General features: G+C 64.4%; 15 protein-coding genes. 13 read left to right on the top strand and 2 right to left on the bottom strand.

All coding sequences use genetic code 11. The annotated features are described in order from the left end of the window. Positions 1–143 precede the first annotated feature (143 nt). Entirely contained in the window at positions 144–1,097 is a 954-nt protein-coding gene (locus H5P29_RS03975; protein WP_067965860.1) for a LysR family transcriptional regulator, read from the bottom strand. Positions 1,098–1,219: 122 nt separating this feature from the next. Between H5P29_RS03975 and H5P29_RS03970 the strand changes: the two genes are divergently transcribed. The 13 genes from H5P29_RS03970 to H5P29_RS03910 all read left to right on the top strand — a co-directional run bounded on the left by H5P29_RS03970 (position 1,220) and on the right by H5P29_RS03910 (position 16,221). Further along, positions 1,220–3,151, top strand: a complete 1,932-nt coding sequence (locus H5P29_RS03970) for an ABC transporter substrate-binding protein (protein WP_246670768.1) — start codon at positions 1,220–1,222, stop codon at positions 3,149–3,151. Positions 3,152–3,228: 77 nt separating this feature from the next. Next, the gene (locus H5P29_RS03965) at positions 3,229–4,266 is read left to right on the top strand and encodes an ABC transporter permease (RefSeq protein ID WP_246787016.1); all 1,038 of its coding nucleotides are present in this window, start codon (positions 3,229–3,231) and stop codon (positions 4,264–4,266) included. Further along, complete coding sequence (locus tag H5P29_RS03960; protein ID WP_067955573.1) at positions 4,263–5,135, top strand: ABC transporter permease; 873 nt, start codon at positions 4,263–4,265, stop codon at positions 5,133–5,135. The genes H5P29_RS03965 and H5P29_RS03960 overlap by 4 nt, the downstream gene beginning before the upstream one ends. 37 nt (positions 5,136–5,172) lie before the next feature. Further along, the gene (locus H5P29_RS03955; protein ID WP_067955570.1) at positions 5,173–6,849 is read left to right on the top strand and encodes a serine hydrolase; all 1,677 of its coding nucleotides are present in this window, start codon (positions 5,173–5,175) and stop codon (positions 6,847–6,849) included. Between the two features lie 8 nt (positions 6,850–6,857). After that, entirely contained in the window at positions 6,858–7,949 is a 1,092-nt protein-coding gene (locus tag H5P29_RS03950) for a pyridoxal phosphate-dependent aminotransferase family protein (RefSeq protein ID WP_154385232.1), read from the top strand. Between the two features lie 17 nt (positions 7,950–7,966). After that, the gene (locus H5P29_RS03945; RefSeq protein WP_067955565.1) at positions 7,967–8,764 is read left to right on the top strand and encodes a M55 family metallopeptidase; all 798 of its coding nucleotides are present in this window, start codon (positions 7,967–7,969) and stop codon (positions 8,762–8,764) included. A 411-nt stretch (positions 8,765–9,175) separates the two neighbouring features. Continuing rightward, positions 9,176–9,442: a hypothetical protein gene (locus H5P29_RS03940; protein WP_154385231.1), complete on the top strand. Its 267-nt coding sequence runs from the start codon at positions 9,176–9,178 to the stop codon at positions 9,440–9,442. Positions 9,443–9,516: 74 nt separating this feature from the next. Continuing rightward, on the top strand, positions 9,517–10,557 hold the full coding sequence (locus H5P29_RS03935; protein ID WP_067955562.1) for a PotD/PotF family extracellular solute-binding protein: 1,041 nt from the start codon (positions 9,517–9,519) through the stop codon (positions 10,555–10,557). A 194-nt stretch (positions 10,558–10,751) separates the two neighbouring features. Beyond that, positions 10,752–11,576 (top strand): ABC transporter permease, encoded by an 825-nt coding sequence (locus tag H5P29_RS03930; protein WP_067965855.1) that lies wholly within the window; start codon positions 10,752–10,754, stop codon positions 11,574–11,576. After that, entirely contained in the window at positions 11,573–12,364 is a 792-nt protein-coding gene (locus H5P29_RS03925; protein ID WP_067955560.1) for an ABC transporter permease, read from the top strand. The genes H5P29_RS03930 and H5P29_RS03925 overlap by 4 nt, the downstream gene beginning before the upstream one ends. A gap of 6 nt (positions 12,365–12,370) precedes the next feature. Beyond that, positions 12,371–13,432, top strand: coding sequence for an ABC transporter ATP-binding protein (locus H5P29_RS03920; RefSeq protein WP_154385230.1), 1,062 nt, complete (start codon positions 12,371–12,373; stop codon positions 13,430–13,432). Between the two features lie 14 nt (positions 13,433–13,446). After that, positions 13,447–14,769: an amidohydrolase family protein gene (locus H5P29_RS03915; protein WP_154385229.1), complete on the top strand. Its 1,323-nt coding sequence runs from the start codon at positions 13,447–13,449 to the stop codon at positions 14,767–14,769. 42 nt (positions 14,770–14,811) lie between these two features. Next, complete coding sequence (locus tag H5P29_RS03910; RefSeq protein ID WP_154385228.1) at positions 14,812–16,221, top strand: M20/M25/M40 family metallo-hydrolase; 1,410 nt, start codon at positions 14,812–14,814, stop codon at positions 16,219–16,221. Positions 16,222–16,383: 162 nt separating this feature from the next. Here the strand turns inward: H5P29_RS03910 and H5P29_RS03905 are convergent, their stop codons facing one another. Continuing rightward, on the bottom strand, positions 16,384–18,258 hold the full coding sequence (locus tag H5P29_RS03905; RefSeq protein ID WP_154385227.1) for an adenine deaminase: 1,875 nt from the start codon (positions 18,256–18,258) through the stop codon (positions 16,384–16,386). Between the last annotated feature and the right edge of the window lie 49 nt (positions 18,259–18,307).

Here is an 18,307-nt window from a genome sequence, read left to right as displayed (position 1 = left end):
TGGCCGGTGACGTGACGCGCCGGCGCAAAAGCCAGTGAAATCAAGGCGCCGCAATTGGGTCGGCCAAAACTATGCGCATCACGCATCGTATCGCCTGTCTTCGCATAGCAAGCCGGACCAGCCATTCGGGGCATCCCGATCGGTCAGGCGGCGTCCAGCGTGGCATCGAGACTGCTTCGGTACTGGGGCAGTTCGGCGCATTCCTTGAGATGCTGCCACAGGGCGTCGCCGTCATGGCTGCCCGCGCCGGCGCGCCGGAAAATGCGGATCTCCATTTCCAGCGCCATCTGCTGGCCGCCGATCTGGACGAGCTGGCCCTGCTTCATCGCTTCGGCGACGCAGATCTGCGGCAGCCAGGCGACGCCGCGCCCGGCGACTGCCATGTGCTTCAGGCCGTCGGCAAGCGCCGACTGGTAGACGGTGCTGAGATTGAGCGGGCGGCGCCAGCGCGACTGTACCAGCGTCGCCAGCTTGCCGATGTAGCCGTCGCTCCAGGAGTAGGCGAGGTAAGGAATCTCGGTGCTTTCGGGCACGTCGATGTCGAACAGGGCGCGGCCGTTTTCGTCGGTTCCCGAGACCAGAACAAGCCTGTCCTTGCCGATCTGCAACGATTCAAAAGGTCCGCCTTCAAGAACGGGCGGGCCGTCGGGATGGACATAGGTGATGCAGAAGTCGCACTGCCCCGAGCACAGATGGTCGACGCTTTCGAGAAAATCGGCCGCGTGCATGCTGGTGCGCAGCGGCATGCGCGAAATCAGCGGCGAGCTGATCCACTTCGGAAAAAAGTACATCGCCAGCGTGTGCAGCGAGGTGAAGGTCAGCATTGCCGAGCTTTCGCCGGCGACATTGCGGCAGTCGGTGCGCAACCGGTAGGCCTCGCGCACCAGCCGCTGACAGCCGGGCAGGAACATGTTGCCCGCCCGGGTCAGCTGCACCGGATAGGTGCTGCGGTCGATGAGGTCGGCGCCGATCCAGCTTTCCAGCGATTTGATGCGACGGCTGAAGGCCGGCTGCGAAATGTTGCGCGCAGTGGCGGCGGTCGAGAAATTGCGTGTCGCGGCTATTTCCAGGAAATCTTCAAGCCATTGCAGTTCCATGCCGGCCCTCATGCGTGTTTTGCATAGTCCATCCTATCTACACATTGGACAGACCGGCAAGCGCTCTTCTAGCCTTTCCGTAACGAGAAGAAGAAAACTTCCTCCGCCATCAGAAGGGAACGATGATGAAACTAGCCTTAGCGTTGGCTATGGGCATGGGGCTTGCCGTCACGGCTGCGCCTGTCATGGCCGAGACAAAGAACCCCGGCACATTCGTCTTCATGTGGACCGACGACATCCAGTCGTTTGATCCGGCCTACATCGCCAACACGCCGAGCTCCTATGGCGCACTGAACATCTACAGCCGCCTGCTCAACTTCAACGGTTCGAAGATTTCCGAGTTCGTACCGTCGCTGTCGACGGAGGTGCCGTCGCTGGAAAACGGCCTGATCAAGCAGGGCGACGACGGTTCGGTGAGCTACACCTTCCCGATCCGCAAGGGCGTCTTTGCCCACAAGGTCGGCGTCAAGGGCGCCGACGGCAAGATCACCTGGGAGTATTACGACAAGCTGACCGACGCCCAGAAGGCGGCGATAGCGCCAGGCTACGGCCAGATCACGCCCGATGACGTGCGCTATTCGCTGCTGCGCGCCATCCTGCAGGGCCAGTCCTGGATGTCGAACGCGATTACCGAGGTGATCACGGCGGGCAAATACACCGACATCGCCAAGTGGGTGGAGACGGAAGGCAAGGTCAAGACCTTCGCCGAGGCCAGCCCCGAGACGCTGCGCAAGGTCTATGACCAGCTGTCGGAGCAGATCGTCGTCGACGGCGACAACGTCACGCTCAAGCTGCCGAAGTCGTTCCCGGCGACGCTCGGCGTCATCGCGTTGCCTTTTGGCACCTCCATCCTGGACAAGGAATGGGTCGCCTCGGTCGGCGGCTGGGACGGTTCGGGCGACAACTGGAAGGCGCACTACCGCCCGGAGCTCGGCGCCAATCCGCTGTTCGCCGAGGAAAACGGCACCGGTCCGTTCATGCTCGAGGAATGGGACCGCACCGACCGCCGCATCACGCTGAAGCGCTTCGACAACTACTTCCAGGGTCCGGCCAAGCTCGAGCGCGTGGTCATGCGCACGGTGCCGGAATGGACGACGCGGCGCCTGCAGCTCTTGTCGGGCGATGCCGATTTCGTCGCGGCTCCCGTCGAGTTCATCGACGAGCTCAGCAAGACCGAAGGCGTCAAGGTCATTGACGGCCTGCAGAAGGTGTTCTCGCGCGGCATCTTTTTCGCCTGGCCGCTCGACGACAACGACAATCCCGCTATCGGCAGCGGCAAGCTGGACGGTCAAGGCATCCCGCCTGACTTCTTCGCCGACATCGACGTGCGCAAGGGCTTCAACTACGCCCAGAACTACGACGCGCTGATCAACCAGGTGCTGCTCGGCAAGACGGTGCAGTCGCGTGGGCCGACGGTGCGCGGCATCATGGGCTACCGCCCGGATTCACCCATCTACAGCTACGACCCTGCCAAGGCCGAGGAGCACTTCAAGAAGGCCTTTGGCGGCAAGCTGTGGGACGTCGGTTTCACCTTCACCGCCTATGTGACCGAGGGCAATCCGCAGCTGACGGCAGCCCTGTCGGCGCTGCAGATGGGCCTGTCGCGCATCAACCCGAAGTTCAAGATGCAGATCCAGGCACTGCCTTGGGCGTCCGTCTCTGACAAGCTCAACAACCGCGAAAAGCCGGCGGCGCCGCTGACGGTGATGGGCTGGGGTCCCGACTATTCCGATCCGGGCGGCCCGCTCGGTGCGGCATCCTACTACCTCTCGCCCACCGGCCTCGTCGGCGGCATGGTCGGCCAGGGCTACCGCGACCTGATGGCGGAGAAGTTCAAGCCGCTGCTCGATGAGGCCTGGGCCTCGAACGACCCGGCCGTGCGTGAGCCGATCTACGCCAAGCTGCAGGACATGTCTTACGAATACGCCACCACGCAGTTCCTGTGGGAGGACTTCGGCTACGTCGTCACCCGTAGCAACATCGACGGCTATGTCGACAACATGATCCTCTACGGTGCCTGGGACTTCTACCCGGTGACCAAGGCCAACGACTGATCGGCGGCCAATACGCCGGGCGATCCCTTTCGCCCGGCGTATTGCTTGTTTTCCCCGAAACTGGAACCCGTGCACCCGTGCTGACCTACGCCCTCAGACGATTGATGATGCTGCCCATCGTCCTGTTCGCGCTGTCGTTGATGATCTTTGCGCTGCAGATGTCGCTATCGCCGACGCAGCGCCTGGCGGCCTATGCGCCGTCGCCCGACTACCTCAAGGGTGGCCAGGAAAGCATCCGCCGGATGATCGAGCAGTACGGGTTGAACGATCCCTTCTACATCCAGTATGGCCGCTGGATCGGCGGCGTGCTGACCGGCAATCTCGGTTGGTCGGAAACGGCCCGCCAGCCGGTGTCGACGGCGCTGATGTCGCTCTTTCCGGCAACGCTGGAACTGGTAGTGCTGGCGTTCATTCCGTGCCTGCTGCTCGCGGTATTCCTGGGTTCCCGCGCCGGCATCCACCTCAACCGCTGGCCCGACCACGTCATCCGCATCTTCACCATCCTGGGCTGGTCGTTTCCGGTCTATGTCTTCGGCCTGCTGATGCTTCTGGTGTTCTACTCGGCGCTCGACTGGTTCCCGCCCGGCCGGCTCAGCCAGTGGGCACAGACGACCGTCAGCTCCGGCAATTTCGTCCGCTACACCGGCGCCAACACCGTCGATTCGATCCTGAACGGCAACTGGGCGATCTTCGTCGATTCGCTGCGCCACCTCGCAGCCCCTGTCATCACGCTGACCTATGTCAACGTTGCCTCGATGACGCGGGTGATGCGTACCTCGATGCTCGAGACGCTGCGTCAGGATTATGTCCGCACCGCCCGCGCCAAGGGCCTGCCGCGCCGCGTGGTCGAACTCAAGCACGCCCGGCGCAACGCGCTTTTGCCGGTGGCGACCATCGCCGGCATGGAGCTTGCCGTCATGATGGGCGGCGTCGTCATCACCGAGACCATCTTCGACTATGCCGGGCTCGGCCAGTTCGCCGCCAAGACCGCGGCCAATCTCGACTTCCCGGCGGTTCTCGGCTTCGGCCTCTATTTCGCGGTCGTCTTGGTGCTGATGAACCTGATCGTCGACCTGATCTATCCGCTGCTCGATCCGAGGGTGAAGACGCAATGAAGTTTCTTCGCTACCTCGCGCGCAATCCGGTGTCGCTGCTCGGCGTCGTGATCCTTCTGGCCTTCGTGCTGATTGCCATCTTTGCGCCGATGCTGGCGCCGCCGCAGAGCTTCCAGCTGTCGCCCTACGACACGCCGCGCGCCGGCTTTCTGGCGACGCCGATGCCGCCGTCGCGTGATGCGTTGTTCGGCACCACGCAAGGCCAGTACGACATCTTCTACGGCGTCGTGTGGGGCACCCGCACCGCCTTCAAAATCGGCCTCGGCGTCGTTGCCATCTCGGTGCTGATCGGCACGGTGATCGGTGCTGTCGCCGCCTATTATGGCGGGCTGGTCGAAGAGGTGTTGATGCGCATCGTCGACGTGTTCATGGCTGTGCCGTTCCTGATCGCCGCAATGGTGCTGACCGCACTGCTCGGCAAGGGCATCTGGCCGATCACCATCGCGCTGACAACCTTCGGCTGGATGAGCTACGCCCGCATCGTGCGCAGCGAGATCCTCAGAATCCGCGAGATGGACTACATCCACGCGGCGCGCGCCTATGGCGCCAGCGACCTCAGGCTGATCGTGCTGCACATCCTGCCCAATGCCATGTTCCCGGTGCTGGTGCTGGCGACCATGGCCACCGGCTCGATGGTGCTGTCGGCGTCCGCGCTCAGCTTCCTCGGTGTCGGCACCGAGGAAGGTTATGCCGACTGGGGCCAGTTCATCGCCTATTCGCGCAACTGGATCGTCGGCCAGCCCGGCAACCCGTTCCAGTTCTGGTACACGCTTGCCTTCCCAGGTGCTGCCGTCTTCCTGTTCGTGCTGTCGTGGAACCTTGTCGGCGACGCGTTGCGCGACATGCTCGACCCCCGCCATTCCCACTGAAATTTCCCCCATCTTTTCAGCTCAAGGAGCATTTGCCATGCCTTCCCTGTCCGCCGCATCGATCGAGCTGTTCGAGGACCTGATCCGCTACGAGGTCGAGGACAAGGCGATCCCGTCGATCTCCTATGCACTCGTCGACCGCGACGGCGTGCTGGCTGAGGGGCACATCCAGCGGAGCGACCGCCATTTCGACATGCGCGAAGACACCTGCTTCCGCATCGGTTCGATCACCAAGACCTTCACCTCGCTGGCGATGATGCAGCTTGTCGAGAAGGGGCTCGTCGACATCGATGTCGACGTCTCGACCTACCTGCCCGGCTTCCATCCGATCAACCCGTTCGCCGGCGCCGAGGGTGGTCCGCATGGTTCGGTGATCAGCCTGCGCAAGCTGATGACGCACACCTCCGGTCTGGTGCGCGAGCCGAAGAGCGGCCACTATCTCGACGCCACCCGGCCGCCGCTCGCGGATACGGTCAATGAGCTCGCCAGCTCGACGCTGAAGCAGGATCCGAGCATCGGCATCATGCATTATTCGAATGCCGGCATCGCCGTGGTCGGGCGGGTCATCGAGGTGGTGACCGGCCAGAGCTATTCCGACTATGTCTCAGAAAACATCATGAAGCCGCTCGGCATGAACCAGTCGTCCTGCGGCATGGCTTCAGGCATCCGCGAACGCTTGGCGCCCGCCGACATGTGGACCCTGGACGGCGACACGCCGGCGCCGGTGTTCAGCCTCGGCGGCTCGCCGGCGGGCAACATCTTCTCCACGACCGGCGACATGGCGCGCTACGTCCAGTGCCTGCTGCGCGGCGGCTTCAACGCCGAGGGCAACTCGATCATCTCGCCGGCCTCGCTGCGCGAGATGTGGGCGCCATTCGGCAAACGCCCCGACAGCCTTGACAAGTCGATGGCCGGATATGGCCTGTGCTACGGCGCCGGCGAGGTCGACGGCTGGGAGTCGGTCGGCCATGGCGGCGCGGTCTATGGCTATGCCTCGCACATGCTGATCCTTCCCGGTGCCGGCATCGGCGTGCTGATGTTCGCGACGCTCGATTTCGCCAACCAGATCGCCTCACGCCTCGGCGTCGATGGTCTGCGCATAGCCCTTGCAGAGCGCAAGATGGGCAAGCCGTTTCAGCGCCTGCAGCGTCCGCCCGTCATCGCCGACGAGCAGTTCAGGACCCTGCCCGGCTATTACAGCGACGATGCCACGCAGGAGGTCGTCGAGGTCAAGGCGAAGGACGGCAAGCTCTATCTGATGGGCGACGGCGTGCCGCTGCAGATCCGGCCAGTATCAGGCAAGGACTTCGTCATCGACGGCCGCATCTATGGCCGCGGCGCCGGCTATGCGCACATGAACCTGTCCTTTCCCGAGCCGGGCAAGCTGGTCTGGAAGGATGCCAGCTGGACGCGCATCGAGGCGCCTGCCGACGAGACCGTGCCGGAGGAGATCGAGCCGCATCTCGGCGAGTACGGCCCTGACTTCAACATCACCTATCTCAGCTACAGCCATGGCGGGCTGAAATGCCTGATCGAGTATTTCTGCACCCACAGCTGCGAGCCGGTGGGCGAAGGGCGCTTCCGCATGCATGGCAAGCTTTATGAGGACGAAATCCTGGAGCTCGATGCCGTCGACGATCACGGCAGGCGCGGCATCCGCGTCGGGCCGATGTTTCTCGAGCGGCGCCCCTTGTCCCGGGCGGAGGCGGCCTGAGCAGCAGCATGACCGCACCTTTCAAGATGGAGTCGCCGATCGGCTCCCGCATGGTCATCGCCGGGCGCGAGGTCGACTATTACTGCGGCACCTCCTATTTCTGCCTGCACGGCCACCCCGAGGTGATCGAGGCGGCCTGCACTGCCACCAGGCAGTATGGCATGGGGCCGGGCACGCTGGCTCACATGCAGGTCTATGCCGATTTACAGGAGCGGCTGCGCCAGTGGTTCGGCACAGAGGAGGTCGTCTACATGATCTCGGGCTACACCAGCCCGATGGTGCTGCTGCAGGGACTGCGCGAGGATTTCGACCTCATCTTCATCGACGCGGCGACCCACTACAGCACCCGCGACGCGATCCCGACGCTGGGCAAGCCGGTGCATGAGTTCCGCCATGGCGATGCCAATGACCTGGCAGCGCAGCTGGCGCTGCATGTCGGGGTCGGGCAGAGGCCGGCCGTGCTGACTGACGGGGTGTTTCCGTCCTCCGGCCGGTTGGCGCCGCTCAACGACTTCAGGCAGGCGATGGCACCTTACGACGGCGCGTTGCTGTGCATCGACGATTCCCACGGCGTCGGCGTGCTCGGCGAGAGCGGGCGCGGGGCGCTGCAGCATGCCGGGCTCGAAGGCGAGGGCAACTTCCTCGCCGGCACGATGAGCAAGGCGTTTGGTGCGCTGGGCGGGGTCGTTCCCGGCGACACGGCCTTGGCCGAAAAGATCACCCGCAACGCGATGATCATGCGCGGCGCCTCACCCGCACCGCCCGGATTGGCTGCCGCCGCCGCAGCGTCGTTGCGGATCCTGCAGACGACGGACAGGCGTTCCAGGCTGTCCCGCAATGTCAGCCGGATGCGCAGCGGCCTGCGCGGCCTCGGCTTCGAGGTCGCCGACACGCCGGTGCCGATCGTCACCATCAAGGGCGTCACCGACCTCGAACTCCTGCGCGATCGTCTTGCCGAGCGCGACATCATCGTCAGGGTCCAGCAGCCGGGCGGCTATTCCGACGCGTCAGATGTGCCGAGCATGCGGCTGGCGGTGTTTTCCGAGCATTCCCCCGACCAGATCGACCGGCTGCTGCGGTCGATGGCTGAGCTTCTCTAGAACCGAGGATTACGATCATGAAGGTGTTCATCAGCGCCGACATCGAAGGCACCGCCGGCATTACCGTGTGGGACGAGGCCCGCAAGGGACATGCCGCCTACGAAGAATTCCGCGAATACATGACCGACGAACTGGTGGCGGCCTGCGAGGGCGCCAAGGCTGCCGGCGCGAAGGAAGTGCTGGTCAAGGACGCGCATTCCACCGGGCGCAACCTGATCCTGTCGAAGCTGCCGGCCTATGTCACGATCGTCAGGGATTGGAGCGGTCACCCGGATATGATGATGTTCGGCATCGACGACAGCTTTTCGGCGGCGCTTTACACCGGCTATCACAACAAGGCTGGCACCGACACCAATCCGCTGGCGCATACGCTGACCGGCACCGTATCGCGGCTCCTGATCAATGGCGAGGTGGCATCCGAGTACACGCTCAATGCGCTGTGTGCGGCGCGTTATGGGGTGCCGTCGGTGTTCCTGTCAGGCGATGCCGGCATGTGCGCGGAAGCCAAGCTTCTGGTGCCGCGCATCGGCACGGTTGCGACGAGCGAGGGGTTTGGCCCGGCCACAAGATCGCTGACCCCAAAAGCCTCGGTCGCTGCGATCCGCGCCGGCGTCGAGGAAGCGCTGTCGCGCGACCTCAAATCCTGCCTGCCGAAACTCGCCGACAGCTTCGAGCTGGTGGTCGAATACACCAACCCGCACGAAGCCTATCGCGTCAGCTGGTATCCCGGCGTCGAGCATCCGGCGCCGCGCACATTGCGCTTCCGCGCCAGTGATTTCTTCGAGATCCAGCGCGCCATTCGCTTCATCGTGTAGCGGAAACGCTTACGGCCGGCGGCGCCTGAACGGGTGCGCCAGCCGCTTCGCCCCGGCCTCCTCTGTTCGGCCCGGGGCGAGCGGCAAGCATCGCGCATTAGGCGCGAGCTTGTCCGACGCTCCGTCCGGAGGATTGGCGAGCATGCGGGCAACGATGCTCTTGCGGAGCCGGCGCCGGTCTTCGGCGTCGTTAGCGCGCGAAGGGCGATGGTCCAATGATGGAACGGACAATGGAAAGGGATCGTCCACGCACAGTCGGCGGTCAACATCACGGCGCTACCGACCAGCCTGAGCTCGGGATCTTCATCGAGCGCCGCCACCAGGCGACCGACCCGAGCCGGCTCGGAAATGGCGTTGGCGTCGAGTCTTACGATGATGTCGGTGGGTGGCGCCTCGATGCCGAGGTTGGCCATGGCGGCAGTGCTGATGATGGTCGGATGGATCGCCACGGATGCGGGTATCGCGACGGGCGGCTCTGTCGAACAGCTCCTTCTGGCCAGTAAGGTCGACGACGACGATGAATTCAAGATCACGATAATCCTGGGCGAGGATGCTGTCGCCCGCGGCAACGTTGAGTTGACCACCGAACATGGTCGGCAACGCCAGAAAAGCGCCTATCCGCCTCAGGATGCAGCAGATTTTGATGTGCGTTGCACAACATTTGGAGTTGCACCTTAGCTGTCACGAAAATAGGCTGAATTGTCCCTCCGTGCGCCCCCAGGTGCCAGGGCGTCAAACAACAGAGGCTTTCCATGACACGATTTCACACCCTCCTCGCGGCTGGCGTTGCCGGCCTCGCGACGACCCTCGTCGCTGCGCCGGCGTTCGCCCAGGGCAAGACCCTGACCATCTCCTGGTGGGGCTTCAACGGCGACAAGCTTGACGAGTACATCGTCAAGCCGTTCAAGGAGAAATGCGGTTGCGAGATCGTGTTCGAGACCGGCAACAACGCCGACCGTCTCAACAAGATCAAGATCCGCAATGGCGAGGGCGTCGACGTCGCCTACTTCACGGATGCCTACTCGCAGATCGGCATCAAGGAAGGCCTGTTCCAGCCGATCGACAAGTCCAAGGTGCCGAACCTTGAAGGTCTCTACGATCTTGCCAAGGCACCGCAGGGCGAATTCGGCCCGGCCTACACCATCGGCCGCGTCGGCGTGATCTACGACAGCGCCAAGGTCAAGGCGCCGATCACCTCGTGGAACGACCTCTGGAAGGAAGACTTCAAGGCCTCGCTGTCGCTGCCCGGTATCACCACCACCGCCGGCCCGATGGCCGTCATGGTGGCCGGCACCCACGCCGGCGTCGACGCCTTTGCCGATGCCGACGCCGCCTTCAAGGCTGTCGAGGCGCTGAAGCCGAACGTCGTCAAGAACTACAACACCGGCTCCGAGCTGGTGAACCTGTTCTCAACCGGTGAAATCTCGGCGGCTGTCGCGCAGGACTTCACGCTGGCCCAGATCCAGGCCGCCGTGCCCACCGCTGCATGGGCCAATCTCTCTGATGGCGCGATCGCAACGCTGAACACCATCAACATCCCGAAGGGCGCCGCCAATGTCGAGCTGGCGCATGAGTTCATCAACTTCGTGCTGTCGAAGGAAGTGCAGCAGAAGACCGCCGAGAACGGCGTCGATGCGCCCGTCGTCAAGGCCGTCGAGCTGACGCCCGAGCAGGCCAAGCTGTGGACCTACGGCGCCGACATGATCGCCTCGCTGAAGCAGGTCGACTACGAGAAGATGAACACGGCCAAGACCGAATGGGTCGACCGCTGGAATGAAGTGTTCGGCATGTAATTGCTTTCAGGGCGGGAAGGCATGGCTTTCCCGCCCGCCACTGTGTGACGGGGGCAACGCCCCGAACGTTTTCTTGCCGCTGTCACAGCCCTTGCGGCATTCTGCGCCTTTCGCGGCCGCCCGATGAGGGGTAGCACGCCGCAACAAGATCTCCCGGACGCCATCTGTCCGTGGAAACTGGAAGAGATTTCATGCTGAAACGCTTTGCCGGATGGTGGCTCGCAGGGCCGGCTACGCTGGCCGTATTGGTGTTCCTGATACTGCCGGTGGCCGCGACCATCGCCACGACCTTCGGCGAGGATGGCGGCATCTTTGCGCCCTACATCGCCTTCTTCAACAGCGGCTTCCGCCGCACCGTGCTCTGGCGCACCATCGAGATTTCGCTGGCGACCACAGCGATTTCGCTCGTCGTCGGCTTCCTCACCGCCTATGTCGTGTCGAAGTCGCCGGGCAAGCTGAAGAGCCTTCTGATCATCGCGGCCGTCTTCCCGCTGTTGACCGGTGTCGTCGTCCGCTCCTTCGCCTGGCTGATCATCCTCGGCAAGAATGGCATCCTGAACAATTTCCTGGTCGGCATCGGCGCGATCTCAGAGCCGCTGTCGATGCTCTACACGCAAGGGTCGGTCATCGTTGCGATGGTCTATCTTTTCGTGCCGCTGATGATCCTGACGCTTGTTGGCGTGCTGGAGAACATCCCCGACGACGTCGTCCAGGCCTCGTCATCGCTTGGCGCCACGCCGGCGGCGACCTTCCGGCAGGTCATCCTGCCGCTCGCCGTGCCCGGTCTGATCGTCGGCGCCGTTCTCGTCTTCACCGGCTCGTTCACTGCCTACGCCACGCCCCAGCTGCTCGGCGGCGAGCGCCAGATGGTGATGGGCACGCTGATGTACCAGCGTGCCATGGTGTCGTTCGACTGGGTCGGCGCTTCCACAATCGCGGCAATCATGGTGGTGATCACGGTCGCCGTCGTTCTTGCCATGAGCCGCGTTGCGCGGCGTCTCAACCCGATGGCGACATGATGACCAGCCGTATCAATCCCCTGCTCATCCTGTTCACCGTCCTGGTCTACATCTTCCTGATGGGGCCGCTGATCATCGTGCTTGGCGCCTCGGTCAGCGACACCACCTATCTGACCTTCCCGCCGCAAGGCCTGACTTTGCGCTGGTTCGAGAACATCTTCGAGATCAGCGCCTTCAAGCGCACCATCATCACCAGCCTCGAGCTCGCTTTCCTGGCGACGGGACTGGCGCTGTTGATCGGCATTCCGGCGGCCTATGCGCTCAACCGCTACCGCATCAAGCTGCCGTCCTGGCTGTCGACCGTCTTTGTGCTGCCGATCCTGGTGCCCGAGATCGTGCTCGGCTTCTCGTTGCTGAAATCGGTGGCGGTGGGCATGCAGACGCCGATCTTCCTGACGCTGCTCGTCGGCCACATGCTCTTGGTGCTGCCCTATTGCGTGCGTGTCGTTTCGGCGAGCCTCGCCTCGTTCGATTTCTCGATCGAGGAAGCCGCCGTCAGCCTCGGCAGCCCGCCGGTGAAGACCTTCTTCACTATCGTTTTGCCCAACGTCCGCTCTGGCGTGATCGCGGCCTTCATCCTGGCCTTCATCACCTCGATCAACGACGTGTCGACGTCGCTGTTCCTCACCGGACCCGGCGTCTCGACGCTGCCGATCCAGATACTCGCCCATGTCGAGCAGTTCTTCGATCCGACGATCGCGTCGGTGTCGGTGCTGCTGATGCTGCTGACCGTGGCAGTCATGGCCATCGTCGAGCGCACGCTCGGCCTCACCTTCCTTGCGAAGTAGACCCATATGACCCAGGCACTTACAGTCCAGAATCTCACCGCCCACTACGGCGCCACCAAGGTGCTGGAGGACCTGTCGCTCTCGGTCGGCAAAGGCGAGCTCGTCTCGCTGCTCGGCGCCTCGGGCTGCGGCAAGACGACGACGCTGCGCCTCATCGCCGGCTTCCTCGAGCCGACCTCCGGCTCGATCCGCCTTGGCGACAAGGACCTGACCCGGCTGCCGGCCTACAAGCGTGACATCGGCCTGGTGTTCCAGAACTACGCGCTGTTCCCGCATCTCTCGGTGCTCGACAATGTCGGCTTCGGATTGAAGCAGCGCGGCGTGGCTCCAGGTGATCGCGAGAAGCGCGCCAGGGCAATGCTCGAACGCGTCGGCCTGTCGCAGCTCGCCGACCGCCTGCCGGGCGCGCTCTCCGGCGGCCAGAAGCAGCGCGTGGCGCTTGCGCGTGCACTCGTCATCGAGCCGCCGCTTTTGATGTTCGACGAGCCGCTGTCCAACCTCGATGCCAAGCTGCGTGTCGACATGCGCGTCGAGATCCGCCAGCTGCAGCGCGCCAATGGCACCACCTCGGTCTATGTCACCCACGACCAGGAAGAGGCGTTCTCGATCTCCGACCGCGTCGCCATCATGAATGCCGGCCGCATCATGCAGTTCGACACGCCCGAGACGCTGTACCAGCGCCCGGCCAACACGTTTGTCGCCCGCTTCGTCGGCTTCGAGAACCTGGTGCCGATGACGGTTTCCGCACGCGACGGCGCTGAAGTGACGGCCGTGACCGATGGCGGATCGCAGCTCAAGCTGTCGCAGGACCGTTTCGGCGCGATCCCAGACGTGTTCGTGCTGGCCGCACGCGCGGATGGCCTGGCCGTCTCGACGGACGCCAACGCCGAGGGCATTCCCGCAACGCTTGGCCTGCGCACCTATCTTGGTCGCGCCTACCAGTACCAGGCGGACACTGCTGCCGGCCAACTGATCGCCAACGGCTCGCTGTCGGCGCCGCTGGAACCGGGCGCGCGGGCCAAGCTGGTGCCGGTGCCCGACCAGTGCTGCGTGCTGAAACCGGAGTGACCCGAGGAGCGACCATGTCCATCCTCATCACCAACGCCACCGTCCTCCCCTGCACGGAGGACATGCCCGTCGTCGACAAGGGCTGGGTCCATGTCGAGGGCGAGGTCATCGAGGCTGTCGGCGTGGGCGAGGCCCCCGCAATCGTCGGCGCGGAAATTGTTGACGCCGGCGGCGATGTCGTCATGCCCGGCATGGTCAACCCGCATTGCCACATGGCGATGACGCTGTTCCGCGGCCTCGGCGAGGACGTCGACGACCGGCTCTACCGCTACATCCTGCCCTTGGAACGCAAGTTCGTGCGGCCCGAGGCAGTGCGTGCGGGAACGGCACTTGCCGCGCTCGAGCTGATCGAGGGTGGCGTCACCACAGTCGCCGACATGTATTACTTCGAGACCGAAGTCGCGCGGGTTGTGGCCAATGCCGGCATCCGCGGCGTGCTCGGCCAGACCATCGCCGACTTCGATCCGCCCGACCACAAGTCGGTCGACGAAGGTTTTGCTCTCACCGAACAACTCGTCTCCGAATTCGCCGGACATGATAGGGTCATCCCGTCGATTGCCCCGCATGCGCCCTATTCGACCGGCATGACGACGATGGAGCGCATCGCCCGCTGGGCGGACGACCATCCCGACGTGCCTGTGCAGATGCATCTGGCCGAGAGCGATGCCGAGATGGCGTGGGCTGAGAAAACCCACGGCATGCGACCGATCGAGGTCGTCGAGAAGGCGGGCCTGCTGCGCCGGGGCCTGATCTGCGCGCACTGCCTGCATGTCGATGAGACCGACATCGAGCGCATGGCGCATGCAAAAGTCTGCGTCGCCCACAATGCCCGCTCCAACGGCAAGGCCGGGCGCGGCATCGCACCCGTCGAGGCGATGCGAAAGGCCGGCATTCCGGTAGGGATTTCGACCGATGGCGCGATGAGCGGCAACACGCTCGACCTGTTCTCGCAGTTCGCGCCGGTGTCGATGTTCCAGAAATTGCTCGGCCACAGCCGCAAGCCGATGGCCTCGGTCGACGTCGTGCGCATGGCGACCCGTGATGGCGCCAAGGTGCTGGGCCTGGATGCAAAGGTCGGCTCGCTCGAGCCAGGCAAGCAGGCCGATCTCATCCGCGTCAGCCTGGCCTCGCCGCGTCAGCAGCCGGTCTATGACATCTATTCCACGCTGGTCTTCGCCACCCTGCCGACCGACGTGTGCGACGTCATGGTGGGCGGCGACTGGCTGATGCGCGGCCGCGAGGTACTGAGCCTCGAACGCAAGAAGGTGCTGCGCGACGCGCTGCAGGTGGCGCACAGCTTCAAAGCCGAGATGGCCCGCATCGACGCTGCGGGCTGAGGTCCGGACGAGCGTCCGGGACGTACAGGGAAGGACAAAGCAATGAACCGATCAGAAGCCTCGACGCATCTCGACAAGGTGCTCGCCAATGTCGACGCCAATATCGACGCAAGCCTTGCGCGCCTGTTCGACCTGATCCGTATTCCATCTGTCTCGACCGATCCGGCGCATGCCCCGGACTGCAAGCGCGCCGCCGAATGGCTGAAGAAAGAACTCGGCGAACTCGGCTTTGACGCCTCGGTGCGTCCGACCGCGCGCCACCCGATGGTGGTCGGCCACGACCGCACGGGGCAGGGGCCGCATGTGCTGTTCTACGGCCATTACGACGTCCAGCCCGTCGATCCGCGTGGTCTGTGGCACTCCGACCCGTTCGAGCCGAAGCTCGTGCCGCAGCCCGATGGCGAGACCCACATCGTTGCCCGCGGCGCCTCCGACGACAAGGGCCAGCTCTTGACCTTCGTCGAGGCGTGCCGCGCCTGGAAGGCCGTCGTCGGCAGCCTGCCGATCCAGGTGTCGGTGCTGTTCGAGGGCGAGGAAGAGATCTCCAGCCCGAGCCTGCCGCCCTTTCTCGACACGACCGGTGCCGAACTCAAGGCTGATGTCGTGCTCGTCTGCGACACCGACATGTGGGACGCCGAGACGCCAGCGGTGACCACCATGCTGCGCGGCGTGCTGAAGGAGGAGATCGTTATCTCCTGCTCCAACCGCGACCTGCATTCGGGCATCTACGGCAACGCCGCGCGCAATCCCTTGCAGGTGCTGTCCGACATCGTCGCCAGCCTGCGCACGCCAGACGGCGGCGTGGCTGTCCAAGGTTTCTACGACGGCGTCACCGAACTGCCCGACGCCATCAAGGCACAGTGGCAGCGCCTGCCTTTCGACGACAGGGGCTTTCTGGGCGATATCGGCCTCTCGATTCCCGCCGGCGAAAGCGGCCGCTCTGTGCTCGAGCAGGTCTGGGCACGCCCGAGCTGCGAAATCCACGGCATCATCGGCGGCTACACCGAAGAAGGCTTCAAGACGGTCATACCGGCCAAAGCGCAGTCCAAGATCTCCTTCCGCCTCGTCGCCGGCCAGGATCCGGAAAAGATCCGCGATGCCTTCCGTGCCCATGTCCGAGCCCGCATCCCGGCCGATTGTTCGGTCGAGTTCATCGACCACGGTGCGAGTGCCGCGACCGTCATGCCGATCGACGGCGCGTTTCTCACCAAGGCGCTCGGCGCGCTGACCGAGGAGTGGGAGCGCGAGGCGGCAGTGGCCGGCAGCGGCGGCTCGATCCCGATCGTCTCCGCCTTCAAGGAAAAGCTCGGCATGGATTCTTTGCTGATCGGCTTCGCCCGCTTCGACAATCGCATCCACAGCCCGAACGAGAAATACGACCTTTCGAGCTTCCGGAAAGGCATCCGGTCCTGGGCCCGCATCCTCGCGGCGTTTGCGCACGACAAGGGCTGAGGCTGCAGGTGGGGCGTCCTTCGACGCTCGCCCGCTGATGTTTCACCAGTTCCGGAGCGGCGGGCGATTGGCTTTTCCTCGCCCCCGCAAAGCGGGGGAGAGGTGGCACGGCGAAGCCGTGACGGAGAGGGGGGCGCCTCGAAGGACGCACCAAAGTCTCGCCTACCAAACCACCTTGTGGCTCTCACCCGTCTGCACGTTCACGAACCCCTCGGGCACCGCATCCGTCGGCGCCACAAGCACCCAGCGCCAAGGTGCGCAGGTCAGCGTGGCGAACTGCAGGCGCTCGGGGAAGCCGGGGAACCAGCGCGGCGAAAACGTTGGTTCATAGAGCCAGTCGATCTTGTTGGCTTCTGCATAGAGCGCCTCCATCTCGGCATCGAGCGCCTCGGCCGGGCGGTTGGTCATCAGGCCGCCGACCTCGTAATGCACGTCGGCGACGACCTTGCCTGATGTGACCAGCGCCCAGCCGCCCTGGTTCTGCGAGATGCGGTTGACCACCTCGGCCATGGCGGCATCGGACGAGCCGACGACCCAGATGTTGTGCTGGTCGTGCGCCACCGTGCAGCCAACGGCCGTGTCAGGCGTCTTCGGGCCACAGCCGAGCCAGAACATCTTGGCGACGCGGCCCTTGCCTGAATAGCGGTCGACGACGGCAAATTTGGTTATGTTGCGGTCGCTGTCGCGCTGTACGGCGCCATCGGCCACCGGAAGTTCCGTGGTGATGAAGTTGTCATCCCAGTGGAACGGACGCAGCAGTGCCGCCTGCATCGTCGCGCGGCCCGGCTCGGCAGCGACGGCGAAGTCTGCGGCGGTCAGCTTTCGGTCGACATTGACCGTCTTCGTCGCCCAGTCAGGCCAGTCGATGGCAGGCAGGTGGCCGGTGAAGCGCTTGCCCTCGGACACCTGTTCGCCATCGGCCCAGACCTCCGCGATCGACACGGTCGCTGCCTTGTCGAGCAGCACCATGTCGGCGAAGCGCCCGGGGGCGATGGAGCCGACAAAGGGTGTCAGCCGCATGTGCCGCGCCGGGTTGATCGACACGCATTGGTAGGCGATCTCCGGCGACAGGCCGCTTTCGATGGCGAGGCGGACATTGTGGTCGGTCGCGCCCATCTTCAGCGTGTCGGAGGCGCTGCGGTCGTCTGTGGCGAAGGCCACCTGGCTCCAGTCGCGCAAGCCGCGTTCGAGCAGGCCCTTGATGATGTCGGGCATCGAATGCGGACGGACCTCGATGAAAATGCCGTGCCGGAGCTTGTCCCATGCCTCCTCGGGCGTCCACGCTTCGTGGTCGGAGGATAGGCCGGCGGCGGCGAACGCATTGATCGACGGCAGGTCGCGCAGGCCGGCGCCATGGCCCTCGACCACGCCGCGCTTCTCGAATGTCGCCTGGATCATGCCCCAGAGCCTGCCATAGGAAGGGTTCTCGGGGTTCCAGACGGCCGGCCAGTCCATGACCTCGTCGAGGCCGGCGACCATCGTGCTCTCGCCGAGGAAGCCGATCTGCTCGGCATAGCCGAAATGGCCGCCGCCGCCTTCATAAGCCGTCGGCGGAACCGCCGAGCCGGGCAGCGGAAAGATCTTCATCGGCGAGCCGGCACGGCGCGCCGTCAGCCAGAATTCGAGATTGTTGGGGCCGTTGACGTTGGAAAATTCGTGGCTCGCCTCGCAGGTCCAGGTGTTGCCGCGCGGCATGACAAGGGCTGCCTCGTGCTCTGGCGTCAGGTGCGAGCTTTCGATGTGCTTGTGCACCTCGCCGAAGCCCGGCACCGCCGCAAGATGCGTGCGGTCGATGGTCTCGCGCGCCGTGCCCGCGAAGCTGCCGGCGGGGCCGACATAGGCGATGCGGCGGCCGCGGATCGCCACCTCGCAATCGTCCATCCAGGTGCCGGTGTGCACGTCGAGCACGCGGCCGAGCTGGACGAGGCGATCGGCTTCGCGCTTGCCGAGGGCAACAAGCACGAGGTCCTGCCTGATCAGGATTTCGTCGGCGGGATCGATGAGGAGGTCGGCGGGCAAAGGAGCTGTCTTGGTCATGGCCTCGCCTCTACTGCATCACCAGCGAAATCGGAACCCGTTTCCACTG

Source organism: Aminobacter sp. MDW-2, from assembly GCF_014250155.1.
Classification (GTDB): domain Bacteria; phylum Pseudomonadota; class Alphaproteobacteria; order Rhizobiales; family Rhizobiaceae; genus Aminobacter; species Aminobacter ciceronei.
This window is presented reverse-complemented; position numbering and strand designations above follow the sequence as displayed.

Excerpts from the sequence above, each read along its gene's own strand:
- H5P29_RS03975 (WP_067965860.1), bottom strand. The coding sequence starts at position 1,097 with ATGGAACTGCAATGGCTTGAAGATTTCCTGGAAATAGCCGCGACACGC.
- H5P29_RS03970 (WP_246670768.1), top strand. The coding sequence starts at position 1,220 with ATGATGAAACTAGCCTTAGCGTTGGCTATGGGCATGGGGCTTGCCGTC.
- H5P29_RS03960 (WP_067955573.1), top strand. The coding sequence starts at position 4,263 with ATGAAGTTTCTTCGCTACCTCGCGCGCAATCCGGTGTCGCTGCTCGGC.
- H5P29_RS03955 (WP_067955570.1), top strand. The coding sequence starts at position 5,173 with ATGCCTTCCCTGTCCGCCGCATCGATCGAGCTGTTCGAGGACCTGATC.
- H5P29_RS03950 (WP_154385232.1), top strand. The coding sequence starts at position 6,858 with ATGACCGCACCTTTCAAGATGGAGTCGCCGATCGGCTCCCGCATGGTC.
- H5P29_RS03945 (WP_067955565.1), top strand. The coding sequence starts at position 7,967 with ATGAAGGTGTTCATCAGCGCCGACATCGAAGGCACCGCCGGCATTACC.
- H5P29_RS03940 (WP_154385231.1), top strand. The coding sequence starts at position 9,176 with ATGGCGGCAGTGCTGATGATGGTCGGATGGATCGCCACGGATGCGGGT.
- H5P29_RS03935 (WP_067955562.1), top strand. The coding sequence starts at position 9,517 with ATGACACGATTTCACACCCTCCTCGCGGCTGGCGTTGCCGGCCTCGCG.
- H5P29_RS03925 (WP_067955560.1), top strand. The coding sequence starts at position 11,573 with ATGATGACCAGCCGTATCAATCCCCTGCTCATCCTGTTCACCGTCCTG.
- H5P29_RS03920 (WP_154385230.1), top strand. The coding sequence starts at position 12,371 with ATGACCCAGGCACTTACAGTCCAGAATCTCACCGCCCACTACGGCGCC.
- H5P29_RS03915 (WP_154385229.1), top strand. The coding sequence starts at position 13,447 with ATGTCCATCCTCATCACCAACGCCACCGTCCTCCCCTGCACGGAGGAC.
- H5P29_RS03910 (WP_154385228.1), top strand. The coding sequence starts at position 14,812 with ATGAACCGATCAGAAGCCTCGACGCATCTCGACAAGGTGCTCGCCAAT.
- H5P29_RS03905 (WP_154385227.1), bottom strand. The coding sequence starts at position 18,258 with ATGACCAAGACAGCTCCTTTGCCCGCCGACCTCCTCATCGATCCCGCC.